The sequence below is a fragment of the Brachybacterium aquaticum genome (genome assembly GCF_014204755.1).
Taxonomy (GTDB): domain Bacteria; phylum Actinomycetota; class Actinomycetes; order Actinomycetales; family Dermabacteraceae; genus Brachybacterium; species Brachybacterium aquaticum.
Genome location: NZ_JACHLZ010000001.1, coordinates 918,989 through 937,661, shown reverse-complemented (window position 1 = coordinate 937,661; position 18,673 = coordinate 918,989). Strand labels below are relative to the sequence as shown.

The following is an 18,673-nucleotide window of genomic DNA, read 5'->3' as shown; positions in this document are numbered from 1 at the left end:
GGCCGTCAGCGGCGGCCGACGAACCAGCCGCGCACGATCGAGATCCGCTCTTCGATCTGCTCGGCGCTGGCCTGCGCGACCGCGGGTCCGCCGGAGCGGGAGCGCAGGGTGTTGTGGACGGCGCCGTGCGGGGTCCCGGACTTCTTCGCCCAGGCGGAGACCAAGGAGCTGAGCTCCTTGCGCAGGTCCATGAGGCGGCGGTGGTCGACCACGCCCGGGGTCTGCGGGCGGTCGGCCGTGCCGTTCTTCTGGCGTCGGGCCTGCTGCTGCGCCTGCTGCTGCTGGAGCACGACGCGCATCTGGTCCGCATCGAGCAGGCCCGGGATGCCGAGGAACTCCTGCTCGTCCTCCGAGCCGACCATGCCGCCCGCGCCGTACTCGCCGCCGTCGAAGAGGACCCGGTCGAACGATGCTTCGGACTCCAGCGCCTCGAAGCTCATCTCCAGCTGGTCGGAGGCGCGCTCGGTGCGGTTGGCCTGCTCGACGAGACCCTCGTCCAGGCCCGTCTCCTCGTCCCCGCCCTTGGGGCGACGGTCCAGGACGTGGTCCCGCTCGGCCTCGAGCGCGGCGGCGTGGGCCATGAGGATCGGGACGGTGGGCAGGAAGACGCTCGCGGTCTCGCCGCGGGTGCGGGAGCGGACGAAGCGGCCGACGGCCTGCGCGAAGAACATCGGCGTCGAGGTCGAGGTGGCGTAGACGCCGACGGCCAGGCGGGGCACGTCCACGCCCTCGGACACCATGCGCACCGCGACCATCCAGCGGTCGTCGGAGGCGGAGAACTCCTCGATGCGCTTGTTCGCGCCGGCGTCGTCGGAGAGGACGACCGTGGGCTCCTGGCCGCACAGGTCCTTCAGCGTCGCCGCGTAGGCGCGGGCGGCCTTCTGGTCGGTGGCGATGACGAGACCGCCGGCGTCGGGCACGTGGCGGCGCACCTCGGTCAGGCGCCGGTCCGCGGCGGAGAGCACCGATTGGATCCACTCCCCCTTGGGGTCCAGCGCGGTGCGCCAGGCCTGCTGGGTGATGTCCTTGGTCTCCAGCGCGCCGAGCTGGGCGGAGACCTCGTCGCCGGTCTTGGTACGCCAGTGCATGCGCCCCGAGTAGGTCATGAACAGCACGGGGCGCACCACGTGGTCGCGCAGCGCCTCGCCGTAGCCGTAGGTGTAGTCCGCCTTGGAGCGCAGGAAGCCCTCGCCGTCCTCCTCGTAGGTGACGAAGGGGATCTGGGAGTCGTCAGAGCGGAACGGGGTGCCGGTCAGGGCCAGGCGCCGCGTGGCCGGGTCGAAGGCCTCGCGCACGCCGTCGCCCCAGGTGCGGGAGTCGCCGGCGTGGTGGATCTCGTCGAGGATCACCAGGGTGCGGTCCGCCTCGGTGCGGGCGCGGTGCAGGGCCGGGTGCATGCCGATCTGGGCGTAGGTGAGCGCCACGCCCTGGTAGTGGGAGCCGTGGGTGCCCTGGGAGTTGGAGAAGTTGGGGTCCAGGGAGATGCCCACGCGCGCCGCGGCGTCGGCCCACTGGGTCTTCAGGTGCTCGGTCGGGGCGACCACGGTCACGCGGCGCACGGTGCCCTCGGAGAGCAGCCCGGCCGCGATCTGGAGCGCGAAGGTGGTCTTGCCGGCGCCGGGGGTCGCGACGGCCAGGAAGTCCTTCGGGGCGCGACTGCGGTACTGCTCGAGCGCCTCCGCCTGCCAGGCGCGGAGCTTGGGGACGGTGCCCCAGGCGGCGCGCTCGGGGTAGGCGACGGGGAGCGACCTCGCCGCCGCCTCGGAGGGCTGGCGCGGGTCGTTCTGGGAGAAGAGCGAGGGTGTGGTGTTCACGGCGTGGACCACCGTACCGCCGCGGGGTGACGACCCGCCCGAGCGCCCGATGTGAGGAAGTCCCCGCCGCGGGATCGCGACGGGGACTCCTGGTCGACCGGGGCTCGGGGCCCGGCTCGCGACCTGCCTCAGCGACGGCCCTGCTGCCTCAGCGGCGGCCGCCGAAGAAGCCGCGGAAGCCTCCGCGGCCCCCGCCGGAGCCGCCCTTGCCGTCACCGCCGTCGTTCGGCTCGCGCATCCCGTCGTAGATCTCCTTGCACTCCGGGCACACCGGGTACTTGTCGGGGTCGCGGCCGGGCACCCACACCTTGCCGCACAGCGCGATCACCGGGGTGCCGCCGAGGGCGGCCTGGGTGATCCTGTCCTTGCGCACGTAGTGGGCGAACCGGTCGTGGTCGCCGTCGTCGGTGGTCTGCTCCTGCTCCTGGACCTGACGGTCCAGCACCGCGGTGGGGGCGGCGCCGGGATCGTCGCTGTAGGGGTCCATCCGGGACGGGTCGGACGTGGAGGACATGGCACTCTCCCTCGATCGCTTGCGTGCTCGCACAGCCCTGTGTGCTCGTCCGAGCCTAGCGGCCCCGCCTCCCGGGCGACAGCGGGCCCGGCTGGGACAATGCCGCCATGGACGCCGTCGCCGAGTTCTTCCGCCGCGTGCCCCTCGAGATCGAGCGGGCGGGCGGCACCCTGCCGTGGCGGGCCGGACTGCTGGGCCTCGCGCTCCTGCTCAACATCGGCTTCTACGTCCCGCTGGACGGTGCGGGCGCGGGTGTGCCGGGGCTGGACAAGGCCGTGCACCTGCTGGTCTTCGCGCTGACGGTCTTCGCGGCCGGTCGCGTGCTGGCACCGCGGCGACGCTTCCCGATGGGCTGGGTGGTGGTCGTCGCTCTCGTGCACGCCGTGGCCATCGAGGTGATCCAGCACGTCGCCCTGGCCGGGCGCATTGGCGATCCGGTCGACGTGCTCTTCGACGCCGTGGGCATCGCCCTCGGCGTCGCCCTGTGGGTCGCCGAGCGGCAGCTGCGCCGCACCGCCGCCGTGCACGAGGTGGAGCCGGAGGCCCCGCCCGTCGAGGCGCACAGCCGCTGAGCAGCCGAGCCGACGCGAGGCGGCCCCGTCGGCCTGAGCCTCCCCGGCCCTCAGCCCTCGAGGGTGATCTCGTCGGCGTACACCGCGGACATCGCGCCGGTGATGGAGTCGACGGTGCCGGCCTCCTCGCGGGCGACCTGCTCGACCGCGCTCGCGACCGCCTTTGTCACGCCCTCGTGGAAGACGCTGGGGACGATGTAGGTGGGGTTGAGCTCCTCGGCGGAGACGACGTCGGCCAGGGCCTTCGCCGCGGCCAGCAGCATCCGGTCGCTGACGCGGGTGGCGTGGGCGTCCAGCAGGCCGCGGAACACGCCGGGGAAGGCGAGGACGTTGTTGATCTGGTTGGCGAAGTCGCTGCGTCCGGTGGCGACGACCTCGGCATGCTTCGCGGCCTCGGACGGGTCGATCTCTGGCGTCGGGTTCGCCATCGCGAACACGATCGAGCGGTCGGCCATGGTGGCGACGTCCTCGGCGGAGAGGATGTTCCCGGCGCTGACGCCGATGAACACGTCCGCCCCCTCGATCGCGTCGTGCAGGGTGCCGGTGAGCTCGCGGGGGTTGGTGACCTCGGCGATCCAGGGCAGGCGGCCCTCGAGCTGCTCGCGGTACTCGTGGACGATGCCGTGGATGTCGGTGACGACGATGTCGCGGGCCCCGGCGGCGCGCAGCAGGCGCAGGATCGCGGTGCCGGCCGCTCCCGCGCCGGAGAGCACGATGCGCGCGGTCTCGATGTCCTTCTCCACCACGCGCAGGGCGTTGCGGAGCGCCGCGACGACCACGATGGCGGTGCCGTGCTGGTCGTCGTGGAAGACGGGGATGTCCAGCTCGGCGCGCAGCCGGTCCTCGATCTCGAAGCAGCGCGGGGCGGAGATGTCCTCGAGGTTGATGCCGGCGAAGACCGGGGCGATCGCCTTGACGTGGGCGACGATGTCCTCGACGGAGTGGGCGTCCAGGCAGATCGGGAACGCGTCGATGTTGGCGAAGCGCTTGAACAGCGCCGCCTTGCCCTCCATCACCGGCATCGCGGCGAGCGGGCCGAGGTCGCCCAGGCCAAGGATCGCGGAGCCGTCGGAGACGACCGCGACGGTGTTGCGCTTGATGGTGAGGCGGCGCGCGTCCTCCGGGTTCTCGGCGATCGCCTTGACCACGCGGGCCACGCCCGGGGTGTAGACCATCGAGAGGTCGTCGCGGTGACGGATCGGCACCTTCGACTCCACGGTGAGCTTCCCGCCGAGGTGGGCGAGGAAGGTGCGGTCCGAGACCTTGCCCAGCTCGACGCCCTCGAGCTCCTTCAGCGAGTCGACGACCTCCATCGCATGGTCGTGCCCGCCGGTGAGCACCGTGATGTCGGCGCGCATCCGCTCGGGACCCGAGGCGGCGACGTCCAGCGCCGTGACCGTCGCGCCGTGCTGTTCGATCCGCCCGGTGATGTCGCTGACGGCTGCTGAGCGGGCCGCGAACTCGAGCCGGATCGTGATGGAGTAGCTGACGGAAGGCATCGGTGACATGGAGCACAGCCTAACGTGAGCGCGGGGGCCCGATCTGCCTCCTGACCCGCATGTCGGGACGGCGCGATGCGCGGTCCGTTCGGGCGCCCTGCGAACCGGTCGGACCCGGTGCCCCGTCGAGGCAGGGCTCAGTCGGTGTAGGGCGCGACGTCCGCGGCGTAGCGGTCCCAGAGGGTCTTCGCGGCGGGCATCTGCTCGGCGTAGCGCTCGGGGTGGGCGGAGATCTGCACGGCCTGCGCCGCCGCGCCCGGGCCCCACTGGTGGTAGTCGGGGGACAGCTGGGTGAGGCCGGGGGCCTGGGAGTGGTCGCCGAGGCCGAGGAAGGCGTCGACGGCGCGCTTCTTGTGGCGGACCTCGTCGTAGGTGCCCCAGCCCATGGAGGGGCGCTGCTGGAAGAGGCCGCCGGAGTCGAGGTCGACGGCGGGCTCGTAGTTGCGCAGCCAGGACTCCACGATCGCGGTGGCGAGGGTGATGGTCGCGGCCTGCTCGTCGAGCCCGTGGCCCTTGATCACGGCGATGATGAACTTCGCGTTCTCGACCTGCCACTCGTCCATGGCGTCCACGAGGAAGCCCTCGCGGGTCTCGGCGCGGGTCAGGAACTCCTCGGTCCACACGGCGTCGTCGGCACGGGCCGGGGCGAGGGTGCCCAGCGCCGCGAGGGAGGCGACGCCGAACGCGCCGGCCAGGAGCAGGTGGCGCCTGGTGGGGGCGGAGGTCGTGGCGGCGGGCGCGGTGCGGGGCATCAGTGTTCCTTCGGTGCAGGGGCTCCGCGACAGCGGAGGGCTCCGGAGGGGTCGAGGGCGGTGAGCCCGAGGTGCTCCCGGAGCGGGGCCGTGCCAACGTAACGAGTGCCTGGGACGGCTGTGAAGGGTGCTGGGACGGGCGGGAGATCACCTGGACGGCGACCTTGAAGTGCGCATGACCTGCCCATGGGCTCCTGCATCACCGCAGGTTGCACGCGGTCGCTCCCGGTGAGGGGCAGTTCTGGACGGGTGTCGGCGGCGCCCGGCGCACCGCCCGCCCCGTCGGCCGACGAGGAAGGTAAAGCTTTCGCAAGGGATCCCGTTCACCCCGGATCGGGGACGTGCATCACGGCGCGGAAGTGACCTGCGTCTCCCTGCGGGTCGTCGGTGCGAGCCCGCGCGCCCCCTGCTCAGCCGGCCAGCTCGGCGATGGCCTTGCGGATCCGCTTGTCGGAGACGGTCTGGGAGGTGCCGAGGGTCTGGGCGAACAGGCTCACCCGCAGCTCCTCGAGGAGCCAGCCGATCTCGGCGACGTCCGGCTCCGTGCGGCGGCGGGCGGAGAGCTTTCCCTTCTGCGCGGCCCAGAACTGCTCGAGGTCGCGGATCTGCCAGGCGAGCTGCTCGTCGCGGCGCGGGTTCTCCGGCAGCTTCTCCAGCCGGATCCGGTCCGCCTCGAGGTAGCGGCGCAGGTCCGCGAGGTGGTCCAGTCCCGTGCGGGAGATGAATCCGTCGGCCAGCAGGGCGCTCGCATGCTCGCGGATCTGGGTGAGGTGGGAGAGGACCGCGAGGGAGGTGGCGCGGGAGAGCTCCTTGTGCAGGCGGGTGCCGACGGCGAGCGCGGCCGCCGCGTCCTTGACCGCCTGGGCGGCGAGCTCGTCGTGCCGTGCGCGCGCGGTGGCCAGCAGCTCGTCGTACTCGGCGCGGGTGCGGATTTGCGCGGTGCCGGCGAGGTGCACGGTCGCGGCGCGGGACGCGTCGGCCAGCAGCGCGGCGGTGGAGCCGTACTCGGAGGTGGACACGGCGAGCTTGGTGGGGTTCGGCAGGGAGTTCAGCACCCCGGAGAGGTCGGTGCCGAGGTCGCGGTCGAGCATGGCGATGACGCCCTCGCGGTGGGCGAGGGCCTGCTCATCGGCGGTGGCGAGGACCGCGAGGTCCACCTGCTGCAGGCGGCCGTCGGCCTCGCGGCGCGCGACGAGCGCGGGATAGCCGGTGACCTTCAGCCCGCCGACGGTGGACTCGTGGACGGCGGGCACGCCGGCGTCCGGGAAGGTGGGCAGGTCGCGGCGGGTGAGGTCCTCGGACTGGGAGGAGACCGAGGCGTCCACCCGCTTCTTCAGGCGCTGCTTCAGCGCCTCGAGGTCATCGCCGGTGCCGACCTGGCGCCCCTTGTCGTCCACGACGCGGAAGTGCATGCGCAGGTGGGCGGGGAGCTTCGCGAGGTCGAACTCGGGTCCGTACAGGGGCAGGTCCTGGGGCACGCCGGGCAGGGCGACGAGCTCGTCGGCGACCGCCTCGAGGAAGGACTCCCCCTGGTCGGGGTCGTCGTCGTGCAGGGTCGCGGCGACGGCCTTGGCCCGCTCCGGGGCGGGGACGAGGTGGCGGCGGATGGGCTTCGGGAGCGAGCGGATCAGCTCGGTGACCAGCTCCTCGCGCATGCCGGGCACGAGCCAGTCGAAGCCGCGCGGCGCGACACGGTTCAGGACGGCCAGCGGGATCGTGGCGGTGACCCCGTCGGCCCCTTTCGCGCCGACCTCGCCGAAGGAGTAGCTCAGCGGCAGGGTGAGGTCGCCCTGCACCCAGGTGTCGGGGAAGTCGGCGCCGATCGCCTCGGTGACGGACTCGTCGGCCGCCAGGAGGTCCTTCTCGGTGAGGGTGAGCAGGTCCGGGGTCTCGTGGCGCTGGGTCTTCCACCAGGAGTCGAAGTGGCGCCCGGAGACGACGTGCTTGGGGATCCGCTCGTCGTAGAAGCGGAACAGCTGTTCGTCGGAGATGAGCAGGTCGCGGCGGCGGGTCTTCGCCTCGAGCTCCTCGAGCTCGGTGATCAGCGCTCGGTTGTCGCGGAAGAAGTGGTGGCGGCTGCGCCAGTCCCCCTCGATGAGGGCGTGCTGGATGAAGGTGTCCCGCGCGGCCTCGGGGTCGATGCGGCCGTAGCCCACCACGCGGTCGGCGACGATCGGCACCCCGTACAGGGTGACCTTCTCGTGGGCCATGGCGGAGGCGCGCTTGGAGGACCAGTGCGGCTCGGTGTAGGTGCGCTTGACGACGTGGGCGCCGGTCTCCTCCGCCCAGGCCGGGTCGATGCGGGCGGCGGTGCGGCCCCACAGGCGGCTGGTCTCCACGAGCTCGCCGACCATCACGTAGTCGGGGCGCTTCTTGGCGAGCGCGGAGCCGGGCCAGAGCATGAAGCGGGCGCCGCGGGCGCCGGCGTATTCGCGGGTGCGGTCGTCCTGCAGGCCGACGTGGCTGAGCAGCCCGGCGAGCAGCGACTGGTGGATCGCCTGCGGGGTGGCCTCGTTGTCGTTGGCGGACAGGCCCGCGTCCTTGGCCATGTCGCGCAGCTGGGCGTGGAGGTCCCACCATTCGCGGATGCGCAGGTAGTGGAGGTGCTCGGCGCGGACCTCGCGGCGGAACGCGCTGGAGGAGAGCTCCTTGCGGCGGGCCTGGAGGTGGCGCCAGAGGTTGAGGTAGGCGAGGAAGTCGCTGGTCTCGTCCTCGAAGCGCTTGTGCTTCTCGCGGGCCTGCTGCTCCTGGCCGAGCGGCCGTTCGCGCGGGTCCTGGATGGACAGTGCCGCGACGATGATGAGCACCTCGCGCAGGGCGCCGAGGCGGTGGGCCTCGATGAGCATGCGGGCCATGCGCGGGTCCAGGGGGAAGCGGGCGAGGGTGCGGCCCACGCGCGTGAGCCGCCTGCCGCCGGGCTCCCGCGGGGCGTCCTCGATGGCGCCGAGCTCGTCCAGCAGGCGCACGCCGTCGGTGATGGCGCGGGAGGCGGGCGGTTCGACGAAGGGGAAGGACTCCACGTCGCCGAGGCCGAGGGAGGTCATCAGCAGCACCACGGAGGCGAGCGAGGTGCGCAGGATCTCCGGTTCGGTGAACTCCGGGCGGCCCTCGAAGTCCTCCTCGGAGTACAGGCGGATCGCGATGCCGGGGTGGGTGCGGCCCGAGCGACCCGAGCGCTGGTTGGCGCTGGCCTGCGAGATCGGCTCGATGGGGAGGCGCTGCACCTTGGTGCGCTGGGAGTAGCGGGAGATGCGCGCGAGCCCGGAGTCGATGACGTAGGTGATGCCGGGGACGGTCAGGGAGGTCTCGGCGACGTTGGTGGACAGGATGATGCGGCGGTACGTCCCGGCCTTCGGCGGGGAGAAGATCTTCTGCTGGTCCTGGGCGGAGAGCCGGCCGAACAGGGGCAGCACCTCGACGGGCAGCGCGCCGCGGCCGCGGGTGCCCCGCTCGAGGTGGGCGGTCAGCGCGTCGGAGATCTCGCGGATCTCCCGCTCGCCGGGTAGGAACACGAGCATGTCCCCGGGCCCCTCGGCGGCGAGCTCGTCGACCGCGTCGGTGATGGCCTGGGTGAGGTCACGCTCGATGGAGTGGATGTCCTCGAGCTCGTCGTCCTCCTCGACCTCGGGCTCGAGCACCAGCGGGCGGTAGCGGATCTCGACGGGGAACGTGCGCCCGGAGACCTCGATGATCGGGGCGGGCTCCTCCTCGCCCGACGGCAGGCGGGTGGCGAAGTGGGCGGCGAAGCGCTCTGGGTCGATGGTCGCCGAGGTGATGACGACCTTGAGGTCGGGGCGCTGCGGGAGGATCTGGCGGAGGTACCCGAGGATCACGTCGATGTTCAGCGACCGCTCGTGGGCCTCGTCGATGATGATCGCGTCGTACCGCGTGAGCAGTCGGTCGCGGCCGATCTCGGCCAGCAGGATGCCGTCGGTCATGAGCTTCAGACGGGTGCCGCGGGAGGTCTCCTTGGTGAAGCGGACCTGGTAGCCGACGGTCCCCTCCCCCAGCCTCTCGCCGAGCTCGGAGGCGATGCGCTGGGCGACGGAGCGGGCGGCGATCCGTCGCGGCTGGGTGTGGCCGATCAGCTTCCCGCCCTGCCCGTAGCCGAGCTCGAGGAGCATCTTGGGGATCTGGGTGGTCTTGCCGGAGCCGGTGGCGCCGGCGATGACCACGACCTGGTGCTCCCGCAGGGCCTCCTGGATGTCCTCCCGGCGCTGGGAGACGGGGAGGTCGGCGGGGTAGGCGATGCGGGGGCCGACGGGGGCGTCCGGGGCGGGCGCGTCGGGCGCGGGCTCGCTCTGCGGGGCGGCCGGATCGGGGGTCGAGGAGGGCGTGGTCATGGCGGGCCCACTCTACGGCTCGGGCCCGCCCGAGGTCGCGGGGAAATCGGTGCAGGGCGACCGGGCCCACACCCGTCCGGGCCGCTCGGAGGATCGACGCGGGCCCCGCGCGGGACCGCCCTGTGGGGGAAGCGTGGGCCGACGCCGTGACCTGCGGGTTGTGCACGGCCGACGGGGAGGCACGGCGTGCGCGGCAGTCTCTGGGCATGTCACTCCTGCACCGCCCCGCTCCCCTGCCCCTGCGTCCCGTCGTCGTGCTGTGGCCGGGCCCGTCACCGACCGATGCACAGCGTGCCTGCCACGAGTACAGCCGGCACATGATTCACCACGGGTTCGCGTGGCACGAGGAGGGCGAGGTCCCCGAGCGCGATCCCGGGGTCCTGCGGTTCGGCGAGCGCCTGCTGGGCGCCGTGGCGCGGATCCCCTCCTGCCCGGCCCCGCCCTGGCACGATCACCGGGCGCTCCTGACGATCTGGGGAGATGTGCGACCCTCCGACTGGCGCGTCCGGAGCCGTCGGCGCTCGCGGTCATCGCCCGCCTCGCCGCACAGCGCGGGATGGTGGCCTTCGAGCTGCGCACCCACACGCTGCTCACCCCGGAGCTCATCAGCTCCGCGTTCGGGCCCCCGATGCTCTCCCTCCCGCCCGAGGAGCCGCTGGGGGCGAGGTCCTCCTGTCGCGCCCGGGTGCGGTGCGGCAGGGAGCTCGAGGTGATGGTCGACGAGCTGCCGTTCTGCTCCGCGCCGATCGATCCGACGGGGGTGGTGCGCGCGGACGACGAGCGGGCGCTGTTCGCCCGGGTGCTGGACATGGTCGGACTCGACTCGCTGGAGGACCTGCAGGACCGCATCGAGGCGCAGATCGAGGGGGAGTACGAGGTCGCCGACGGGCGCAGCGGCGACATGTGGGAGGAGGACCTGTGGGACGAGGACCAGTGGGACGAGAACGGGGTGGAGGATGACGGGGTGGAGGACGACTGATGGCGCGAGGGCGGGGCGCTGACAGGGACGGGCTGAGCGCCTTCGGTCAGCGCGCCCTGCATTAGCGCGTCCTGCGTCAGCGCGTGCTCGGCTCGCCCGCGGACCCCGCCTCGACGTCGGTCCCGAGCAGGCGATCCCCTGCGCGGCCGAGGCCGTGCTGGGGCGGGTAGGCGAGGATCATCGACAGCGCCATCCGAGCACCCCAGGCCCATGCGCGCGCGGTGAGCGCCTCCCACACCGCGTCGTCGTCGATCCCGGTCCACGCGGCGTGCTCGCGGTACTCCTCCAGCAGGGCGGGCGAGGGATCGTGCAGCAGCAGCGCGCCGAGGTCGCTGGCCGGGTCGCCGCGGGTGGTGTCGCCCCAGTCGATCAGCGCCGGCACCCCGTGGACGCCGGGGAGCGGGACGACGAGGTTGCCGGGGTGCGGATCGCCGTGCAGCAGGAGCCCGCGGCCCTCCCAGGGGTCGGCCTCCATCCCGCGCCGCCACCGCGCCGCGGCGAGGTCCGCGCGCCGTGAGGACAGTTCGGCGCGGGCGAGGTCCTCGTCGAAGGCCTCCGCCCGGTCGGCGAGCGGCACCCCGCGCACGGGGTTGTGGCCGACGTCCGGCGCGGGACCGGAGTGGACGGTGGCGAGCATGACGGCGAGGTCGCGCGCGGTCTGCACGCGCACCGATTCCTCCGCGTCGGCCGCGACCCGGCCGTCGATCCACTCGACGACCATGGCGTCCGGCCCGGTGGCGACCACGCGCGGCAGCTCCATGGACAAGGTGGTGCCGAGCCCGCGCAGGCGGCGCAGCACCGTCACCTCGCGTCCCAGGAGCGCCCGGGAGGAGGAGCGGCGCGCGATGCGCAGGACCAGCTGCTTCCCCTCGAGCGCGCCGATCGGCCACAGCACGTTGTCCCAGCCCTCGCCGCGGGGGCGCTTCCCGATGGCCCACACGATCCGCTCGAGCTCCACCCCGTCCTCGGGGCGCAGCCGTGCGCACAGCAGCTCGACCTGGCGCAGGTCCACGGGCAGGTCGGCAGGGGGCGGTGAGGCAGTGACTCGCGGCACACCTGTCATCCCGCCACCGTACAGGGCCGGTCGCGTCGGGGAGCGGGGTTCGCCCGGGCGCCCCGGCTCCGGCACCCCGTCGGCAGCCCCGTCGCCCCGTTACCTTGTGAGCACCCCGATGGACGGGGTCTGGTCGCTCGGCCGGGTATGGCTTTGTTGCCCTGCCATCAATGGTCCGGGGGGTGTTGCCGCCCGGTCGAGAGACACGCGTTGACCGCTGATAGGGACACGGCCCAGCATTTCTGAGGTCTCTTCGTAACGTGGGTGCCGGCACCGGGTGTCAAGACTGCGACCAGCAATGATGCTCCAGGGAAGGACAGCATCATGGACACACGATTCGCGGTCGTCGTCGGCCTCGACGTCGGGAAGAGCAGCCATCATGCCTGCGCGCTTGATCCCGCCGGGAACAAGCTGTTCGACAAGCCTCTCCCGCAGGACGAGTCCGAGCTCCGCGTGCTGTTCACCCAGCTGCAGAACCACGGTGAAGTGCTGATGGTGGTCGATCAGCCCAACACCATCGGAGCGTTGCCGATCGCGGTCGCCCGCGAGGTCGGCTGCTCCGTCGCCTACCTGCCGGGCCTGGCGATGCGGAAGGCCGCAGACCTCTATCCGGGCAGGTCAAAGACCGACGCGCGGGACGCGTTCATCATCGCTGACATGGCCCGGACCATGCCCCACACCCTCCGACAGGTCGACCGCGACAGCGACGTCCTCTCCGCTCTGAAGGTCCTCGCCGGGTTCGACGAGGACCTCGCCCACGAGACCACGCGGGCGCTGAACCGGATCCGGTCTCTGCTCACGCAGATTCATCCCGCGCTCGAGCGAGTCTTCGTCGGCGGGACCCTCTCGACCGGGCTCGTGCTGGACCTGCTGGAGAAGTTCGGCGGCCCGACCGGGCTCAAGAGTGCAGGCAGGAGCAGGGTTCTACGGTTCGCTCGGGCCCATTCGCGCCGTGACCCCGAAGTGCTGATCGACCAGATCTTCACCGCGCTGGGTGAGCAGACCGTGATCGTGCCAGCGACCGCGGCAGTGGAACTCGTGATTCCCAGAGTCGCTGGTCAGGTGAAGGAGCTGAAGGAGCAGCGGGCGACCGTGGCGAGGGAGGTCGAGACCATGCTGGAGGACTTCCCTCTCGCCTCGGTCTTGATGAGCATGCCGGGGATCGGCATCAAGACCGCCGCCCAGATCCTCCTGACCATCGGCGACGCCTCCGCGTTTGAGACCCCAGGCCACCTCGCGGCCTATGCCGGAATCGCGCCGGTCACACGAAGATCCGGCACCTCGATCCGCGGAGAGTTCCCCGCACGTTCAGGCAACAAGCGGTTGAAGAACGCGCTGTTCTACTCCGCCTGGGTCGCCTCTCACTCGGACCCGATCTCCAAGGCCTACTACGATCGCAAACGCGCCGAGGGCAAGCGCCACAACGCCGCCGTGATCTGCCTGGCCCGCCGCCGCTGCAACGTCATCTTCGCGATGCTCCGCGACGGCACCTACTACCAGCCCCCGACCACCACCCCGACCCCCGAGCCGGCCGCTCTTGCGGCTTGACTCAGAACATAGGGACACCCCCCGCCGACCGCCCCGTCGGCCCCCCGCCGACCGCCCCGTCGGCCCCCCGCCGGCCGCCCCGTCGTCCTGCCGGACGGCAATCGGTGGGAAGCCCCTGGAGGCGGCGCAGAGGGTGAGTACCGTGGTGGACGAGTGCGAAGCCGGTCACGGCGACTGCCTCCGCAGATCACCACAGGAGGTCATCGATGACACAGCAGGTCCCCCTCTCCAGCAGGGTCAAGCAGATCATCGAGGTCGACGGACTGCAGTTCCGCGACCTCGACGGCGACGGAGAGCTCACCCCGTTCGAGGACTGGCGCCTCGGCCCGGCCGAGCGCGCGAAGGATCTCGTGGGGCGCATGTCCCCCGACGAGAAGCTCGGACTGATGGTGATCACCTCGCGCTCGATGGGCATCTCCCAGCACAACAAGGAGTTCACCAGCCACGACGGTGTGCTGGACGAGCAGTACCTGCCGGTGAAGGTCGACCCGCACACCAGCGCCGGCCTACCCTTCGAGGGCACCACACAGATGATCAAGGACCTCCACATCCGCCACTTCATCATGCGCGAGGAGCCCACCGGCTCGCGCATCGCGACGTGGATCAACACCATGAACGAGGTCGCCGAGGAGTCCCGCTTCGGCATCCCCGTGATCGTCGCCGCGAACTCGAAGAACGAGGCGGGCGGCTTCAAGATGGGCGGCACCCCTGAGGACAAGCCCTTCACCCAGTGGCCCGGCACCCTGGGTCTCGGAGCGACCGACTCCCTCGAGGTGATCGAGTCCTTCGCCAAGCACTCCCGCGACGAGTGGCGCGCCTGCGGCCTGCGCAAGGGCTACATGTACATGGCCGACGTGCTCACCGACCCACGCTGGTTCCGCGGTCAGGGCACCCTCGGCGAGGACCCGGAGTTCGTCGGGAAGGCGATCGGGGCGCTCGTGCGCGGATTCCAGGGCGAGAACGGGCTCGAGGCCGACGGGGTCGCGCTGACCACGAAGCACTTCCCCGGCGGCGGCGCCCGGGAGAACGGCACCGACCCCCATTACGCGGAGGGCCGATTCAACATCTACCCCACCCCCGACTCGCTGGAGACCTACCACCTGCCGCCCTTCCAGGCCGCGATCGAGGCGGGCACCTCCTCGGTGATGCCGTACTACGCGATCCCGTCGGACGAGAAGTCCACCACCCCGCAGGGACGGGTGACCGAGTTCGAGCAGGTCGGCTTCGCGTTCAACACGGAGATCCTGGACCTGCTGCGGTCCATGGGGCACCGCGGTTACATCAACTCCGACTCCGGCGTGCTCTCGAAGATGGCCTGGGGCGTCCATGACCTCTCCACCGCCGAGCGGGTGGGGCGCGCGGTCATGGCCGGCACCGACATGTTCGCCGACACCAACGACGTCGCCTCCGTGCGCGAGGCATACGTGAAGGGCTACTTCACGGCCGAGCGCCTCGACGAGGCGGCCGCACTGCTGCTCGAGGAGCTGTTCGCGCTGGGCCTGTTCGAGAACCCCTACGTGGACCCCGAGGAGGCGGACCGCGTGGTCCAGAACCCCGAGGCCCTCGCCGCCGCCGAGGACGCGCACCACAAGTCCGTCGTGCTCGCGAAGAACCACGACGGCGCGCTGCCGCTGCGACCCGAGACCCTCGCGGAGAAGAAGGTGTACGTGGAGCTGTTCTCCACGAAGCTCACCGTCAAGGAGCTCGACGCGCTGCGCCGCCGCCTCGCCGAGGAGCATCCCGAGATCTCCTTCACCACCGACTACCACGACGCGGACGTGGCGATCCTGCTGCTGCGCCCCTTCATCGGCTCGTACTTCGAGTTCGTGGGCATCGGCGACCTCGCCATCGACGACCACTCCGATGTGGACATCGCCAAGGTCCGCGACATCCGCGAGCACGTGGACACCCTCGTGATCGGGCTGAACACCCTGTTCCCCTGGCTGCTGGACGGGATCGAGCCGCTCGCCGACGGCCTGCTCGTGGGCTTCGAGACCGACTACGGAATCATGGTCGACGCGATCCTGGGCGAGTTCGCGCCGACGGGGAAGCTGCCGATCACCTTCCCGATCGACGCCGACGCGATCGCGGTGGACGAGGACGGCCGCTGCGCCTCCCCCAATGACGTGCCCGGCTTCGACAAGGAGAAGCACATGGACGGCCGCCCGTACGTGTACGTCGACGCCGACGGCGCCCGCTACGTTCGCGGGCACGGGCTGACCTACTGAGCAGGTGACGCGGCCGGGCCCGGCGACGGGCCCGGCCCGCCATGCACGGGCCGCCGTGCCCGAGCCGCCGTGCCCGGAGACGACGAAGGCCCCCTCCCCCGCGCATCAGCGCAGGTGAGGGGGCCTTCGTCGAGTGAGTGCAACGTGGAGCCGGCGGGAATCGAACCCGCGTCCGATAGTGCGGAGCCAGGGCTTCTCCGGGCGCAGTCCGTGAAGGCGTGTTCTCAGTCCCGACGATCCCACGGACACGTCGTCGACGGACTCAGTCACTCTGAGGTGTTCATCCTTCCCCGGTGACCAGGGTCGGCAGCAGTGGCTCCTAAGATGATGGAACGGTCCGGGTCAGGAGCATCCCCGGGGTTCCAGACTGCTAACGCTGATCAGGCAGCGAGAGCGAAGTCAGTGCGCTTGGGTTCGGCACTTATTGGTTTCCAGAGGACATTAACGAGATGACTCTGGGTTCTCGGCCCGCTTCCCCTCGCTGGACAACTACCGTCGAAACCGATCGGCCCCTGGCGTGGGTAGGCATGACTCTGACGACCCGAGCGGATCGTCCTGTGCACTCACTATGCGATTGTCAATCACCCACGGACGCTCCCGCGGGAACGCCGTGGATCGAGTCTACCGTGCCTGCAGGACGTTCCCCAAGCCGTTATCCGTCAGCTCACGGCGAAGTCCTCTTCCCTGGACCGCGTCCGCCGGGGCGAGGAGGATGGTCCGGTGAGCAGTTTCCAGGTCGCAGGCGTGCAGGTGAGGATCGACGACGAGACGCTGCGCGAGGTCGTCTCCGATCCCGCGGCGCTCGTGACCTGGTGCGCGGAGAACCCCTCGGATCCGCGCACCGTCGCCTGCCTGCGCATGCTGGGCCGGCTCGACGAGGCGGCGATCGCCGCGCGCCGCGCGCTCGAGGCGACGGGGGTGTCCCCGGTGATGCGGGCGGTGCGCCGCACCCGCTACGCGCAGGTGCTGCAGTGGCAGGGCGCGTTCCTCGCGGCGGAGGAGCAGCTGGACCTCGCCGCGGAGGAGACCGGCTACGAGGACCCGACCTCGCCGTCCTCCCTGTCCGCGCTCGCCTCCGTGTTCCAGCATCGGGCGAAGTGCCGCTTCGAGCATGCGCGGGCGGAGCACGCACAGGGGCTGCCGGAGGCGGCGGAGCGGCGCTGGGACGCGGCGCTCGAGGACGCCCGCTGGGCACTGGCGATGCGGGAGCGGCTGGGGGTCGCCGCCGCGGACGAGATCGCCTCGGCCCGGCAGACGGTGGCGAGGCTGGAGCGGCGGGACCTCGCGCGCGGCGAGCTCACCGGGCGAGGGTGACGCCGCGCACGAGAGTGACGTCCTGCGCGAGGGTGCCGCCCCGCGTGAATTTGCAGCCGCGCGCGTGAGGCGCCGGTGCGCTCAGGCCAGCTCGCGGTGGCGCATGGCGCGCTGCGCCTCGCGCATGTCCTGCTTCTCGCGCAGGGTCTGGCGCTTGTCCCATTCCTTCTTGCCGCGCGCCAGACCGATCTTCACCTTGGCGTGGGAGCCGAGGAAGTACATCTCCAGCGGCACGATCGTGTAGCCCTTCTCGCGGGACTTGCTGGCGAGCTTGACGATCTCCTGCTTGTGCATGAGCAGCTTGCGCTTGCGGCGGGCGGCGTGGTTGGTCCAGGTGCCCTTCACGTAGGGGGCGATGTGGGCGTTGTCCATCCACACCTCGCCGCCGTCGACGTAGCAGTAGCCGTCCACCAGGGACGCCCCGCGGTCGCGCAGGGACTTCACCTCGGTGCCGGTCAGGACGATGCCCGCCTCCCAGGTGTCGTCGATGAAGTAGTCGTGCAGGGCGCGCTTGTTCGAGGCGATGAGCTTCTTCTGGGGTCCCTGGTTCGCGGCCGCCTTCGTGCTCGCAGCCTTCTTCGCGGACATGGGGTCCCTCCTCGTCTCTCCTCCGGGGATCCGGGCATGTCGCCGGATCACGCCGCCTGCACCGGGGCACTCCCCCGGGCGGACGTCCCAGCCTACGACGCGCCGGCCGGGAACTCGACCGAATTGCGCCGAGGGCGCAGAGCTCTCAGATGTACTTGCCGGGGTTGACGGCGTTGCCGTCCTCGTGGATCTCGAAGTGCAGATGGCAGCCGGTCGAGGAGCCGGTGGTGCCGACGTAACCGACGGTGTCCCCGGCGGAGACCTGCTGGCCCACCGAGGCCGCGAAGCCCTGGAGGTGGTGGTACGAGCTGGTCATCAGTCGGCCGTTCTGGATGCCGTGGCTGATCACGATCTTGTTGCCCGAGCGGCTGTTGTACTCGCGGGAGATGACGCGGCCGGAGTGGGTCGCGCCGACCGGCACGCCGCAGGCGACGGGGAAGTCCACGCCCGCGTGGAGCTTGCGGGTGCCGTAGATCGGGTGCACACGCCAGCCGAAGTTCGAGTTCAGGCGGGCGTTGACGGGGTAGACCCAGCCCCCGCCGGTGTTCGCGGATCCGGCGACGGGGGCGTTGCCGCCGCCACCGCTGCTGCTCTGCTGCTGCTCGAGCAGGCGCTGCTCGCGCTCGCGCTCCTGGCGGGCGAGCTCCTCGATCTCGCCGTCCAGCGTGCTGCTGCGCTGCTCGAGCGTCGTCTGGTCGCCCTCGTACTGCTGCTTCTTCTGCTCGAGGGTGTCGCGCTGGGTCTTCTGGGTCTCGTACAGGTCGTCCAGGGCGGTCTTGGCGTCCGAGGCCACCTGCTCGGCCTGTCGCATCGTCTCGACCGCCTCCTCGGCGTCGATCTTCAGCTGCTTGATCTCCTCGCGCACCGCGGTGAGGCGCTCGGCGGAGTTCTCGGTGACGGACTGATCGGTGCGCAGGGTGTCCAGCCGGGTGCCCTGGGACGCCATGGTCAGGCGGTAGTTCATGGAGCGGTCCACGGCGTCCTGCGGGGAGGCGCTGCCGATGTAGACGCTGGAGGGGTTGGGCAGCCCACCGCCCTTGTAGGCGTCCAGGGCGACCGTGGCGAGCTCGCCGCCGCTGCGGTCGACCTCCTCCTGACCGGCCTCGACCTCGCCGGAGAGGCGGCGCTCCTCCTCCTCGGCCGTCTCGAGCCGCTCGCCGACCTTGCGGTCCTCCTCGCGGGCGTCCTCGAGGGCGACCTGCGCATCCTCGAGGTCCTGCTGGGCCTGCGGGATGAGCAGCTCGGTCTCGGCGAGCGCGAGGTAGGTGTCGGCGAGGTCGCCGTTGACGTCGTCCAGCTCGATGCGCAGGTCGTCCAGGCGGTCCTGGACCTCCTGGCGCTCGGCGACCTTGTCGTCCTTGGTCGGCTCCGCGGAGGCGGGTGCGAGCGGCATGGCGAGCATGGGCGCGGCCAGGAGGGCGGCGGCGATGGCCATGCTGACGTTCCGGCGCAGGGTGCTGATCGACAT

The 18,673-nt window shown here is 71.4% G+C and carries 13 protein-coding genes and 1 other RNA gene; 5 read left to right on the top strand and 9 right to left on the bottom strand.

All coding sequences use genetic code 11. The annotated features are described in order from the left end of the window. Positions 1-5: 5 nt before the first annotated feature. Positions 6-1,814 carry a DEAD/DEAH box helicase gene (locus HNR70_RS04130; RefSeq protein WP_312857559.1) on the bottom strand — a complete coding sequence of 603 codons (1,809 nt, stop codon included), beginning with the start codon at positions 1,812-1,814 and terminating at the stop codon, positions 6-8. Positions 1,815-1,962: 148 nt separating this feature from the next. Further along, on the bottom strand, positions 1,963-2,328 hold the full coding sequence (locus HNR70_RS04125) for a DUF3039 domain-containing protein (protein ID WP_184324536.1): 366 nt from the start codon (positions 2,326-2,328) through the stop codon (positions 1,963-1,965). Positions 2,329-2,435: 107 nt separating this feature from the next. On the opposite strand from HNR70_RS04125, the gene HNR70_RS04120 reads away from it, so the two are divergent. Then, positions 2,436-2,900 carry a VanZ family protein gene (locus HNR70_RS04120; protein ID WP_184324535.1) on the top strand — a complete coding sequence of 155 codons (465 nt, stop codon included), beginning with the start codon at positions 2,436-2,438 and terminating at the stop codon, positions 2,898-2,900. 50 nt (positions 2,901-2,950) lie between these two features. On the opposite strand, the gene HNR70_RS04115 is transcribed toward HNR70_RS04120, so the two are convergent. From HNR70_RS04115 to hrpA, 3 genes are all read right to left on the bottom strand, one after another. Continuing rightward, complete coding sequence (locus tag HNR70_RS04115; protein WP_184324534.1) at positions 2,951-4,408, bottom strand: NAD-dependent malic enzyme; 1,458 nt, start codon at positions 4,406-4,408, stop codon at positions 2,951-2,953. A gap of 128 nt (positions 4,409-4,536) precedes the next feature. Then, positions 4,537-5,151, bottom strand: coding sequence for a hypothetical protein (locus HNR70_RS04110; protein ID WP_184324533.1), 615 nt, complete (start codon positions 5,149-5,151; stop codon positions 4,537-4,539). Positions 5,152-5,561: 410 nt separating this feature from the next. Then, positions 5,562-9,494, bottom strand: a complete 3,933-nt coding sequence (gene hrpA, locus HNR70_RS04105; RefSeq protein ID WP_184324532.1) for an ATP-dependent RNA helicase HrpA — start codon at positions 9,492-9,494, stop codon at positions 5,562-5,564. A gap of 556 nt (positions 9,495-10,050) precedes the next feature. On the opposite strand from hrpA, the gene HNR70_RS04100 reads away from it, so the two are divergent. Then, positions 10,051-10,473: a hypothetical protein gene (locus HNR70_RS04100; RefSeq protein WP_184324531.1), complete on the top strand. Its 423-nt coding sequence runs from the start codon at positions 10,051-10,053 to the stop codon at positions 10,471-10,473. 76 nt (positions 10,474-10,549) lie between these two features. Here HNR70_RS04100 and HNR70_RS04095 read toward each other — a convergent pair whose 3' ends face one another. Next, complete coding sequence (locus tag HNR70_RS04095; protein ID WP_184324530.1) at positions 10,550-11,536, bottom strand: phosphotransferase; 987 nt, start codon at positions 11,534-11,536, stop codon at positions 10,550-10,552. A gap of 315 nt (positions 11,537-11,851) precedes the next feature. Between HNR70_RS04095 and HNR70_RS04090 the strand changes: the two genes are divergently transcribed. Together HNR70_RS04090 and HNR70_RS04085 are read left to right on the top strand one after the other, a co-directional pair. Beyond that, on the top strand, positions 11,852-13,075 hold the full coding sequence (locus tag HNR70_RS04090) for an IS110 family RNA-guided transposase (RefSeq protein WP_184324529.1): 1,224 nt from the start codon (positions 11,852-11,854) through the stop codon (positions 13,073-13,075). A gap of 206 nt (positions 13,076-13,281) precedes the next feature. Next, the gene (locus HNR70_RS04085; RefSeq protein ID WP_184324528.1) at positions 13,282-15,303 is read left to right on the top strand and encodes a glycoside hydrolase family 3 N-terminal domain-containing protein; all 2,022 of its coding nucleotides are present in this window, start codon (positions 13,282-13,284) and stop codon (positions 15,301-15,303) included. A gap of 142 nt (positions 15,304-15,445) precedes the next feature. On the opposite strand, the gene ssrA is transcribed toward HNR70_RS04085, so the two are convergent. Then, positions 15,446-15,816, bottom strand: a transfer-messenger RNA (tmRNA) gene (ssrA, locus tag HNR70_RS04080). Positions 15,817-16,023: 207 nt separating this feature from the next. Here ssrA and HNR70_RS04075 point away from each other — a divergent pair. Continuing rightward, positions 16,024-16,617 carry a hypothetical protein gene (locus tag HNR70_RS04075; protein WP_184324527.1) on the top strand — a complete coding sequence of 198 codons (594 nt, stop codon included), beginning with the start codon at positions 16,024-16,026 and terminating at the stop codon, positions 16,615-16,617. Between the two features lie 81 nt (positions 16,618-16,698). On the opposite strand, the gene smpB is transcribed toward HNR70_RS04075, so the two are convergent. After that, positions 16,699-17,205: an SsrA-binding protein SmpB gene (gene smpB / locus HNR70_RS04070; RefSeq protein WP_184324526.1), complete on the bottom strand. Its 507-nt coding sequence runs from the start codon at positions 17,203-17,205 to the stop codon at positions 16,699-16,701. A gap of 145 nt (positions 17,206-17,350) precedes the next feature. Beyond that, complete coding sequence (locus HNR70_RS04065) at positions 17,351-18,673, bottom strand: peptidoglycan DD-metalloendopeptidase family protein (RefSeq protein ID WP_184324525.1); 1,323 nt, start codon at positions 18,671-18,673, stop codon at positions 17,351-17,353.

Excerpts from the sequence above, each read along its gene's own strand:
- HNR70_RS04085 (WP_184324528.1), top strand. The coding sequence starts at position 13,282 with ATGACACAGCAGGTCCCCCTCTCCAGCAGGGTCAAGCAGATCATCGAG.
- smpB (WP_184324526.1), bottom strand. The coding sequence starts at position 17,205 with ATGTCCGCGAAGAAGGCTGCGAGCACGAAGGCGGCCGCGAACCAGGGA.
- HNR70_RS04110 (WP_184324533.1), bottom strand. The coding sequence starts at position 5,151 with ATGCCCCGCACCGCGCCCGCCGCCACGACCTCCGCCCCCACCAGGCGC.
- HNR70_RS04125 (WP_184324536.1), bottom strand. The coding sequence starts at position 2,328 with ATGTCCTCCACGTCCGACCCGTCCCGGATGGACCCCTACAGCGACGAT.
- HNR70_RS04120 (WP_184324535.1), top strand. The coding sequence starts at position 2,436 with ATGGACGCCGTCGCCGAGTTCTTCCGCCGCGTGCCCCTCGAGATCGAG.
- HNR70_RS04065 (WP_184324525.1), bottom strand. The coding sequence starts at position 18,673 with ATGTCGATCAGCACCCTGCGCCGGAACGTCAGCATGGCCATCGCCGCC.
- HNR70_RS04100 (WP_184324531.1), top strand. The coding sequence starts at position 10,051 with ATGGTGGCCTTCGAGCTGCGCACCCACACGCTGCTCACCCCGGAGCTC.
- HNR70_RS04115 (WP_184324534.1), bottom strand. The coding sequence starts at position 4,408 with ATGTCACCGATGCCTTCCGTCAGCTACTCCATCACGATCCGGCTCGAG.
- HNR70_RS04095 (WP_184324530.1), bottom strand. The coding sequence starts at position 11,536 with ATGACAGGTGTGCCGCGAGTCACTGCCTCACCGCCCCCTGCCGACCTG.
- hrpA (WP_184324532.1), bottom strand. The coding sequence starts at position 9,494 with ATGACCACGCCCTCCTCGACCCCCGATCCGGCCGCCCCGCAGAGCGAG.
- HNR70_RS04090 (WP_184324529.1), top strand. The coding sequence starts at position 11,852 with ATGGACACACGATTCGCGGTCGTCGTCGGCCTCGACGTCGGGAAGAGC.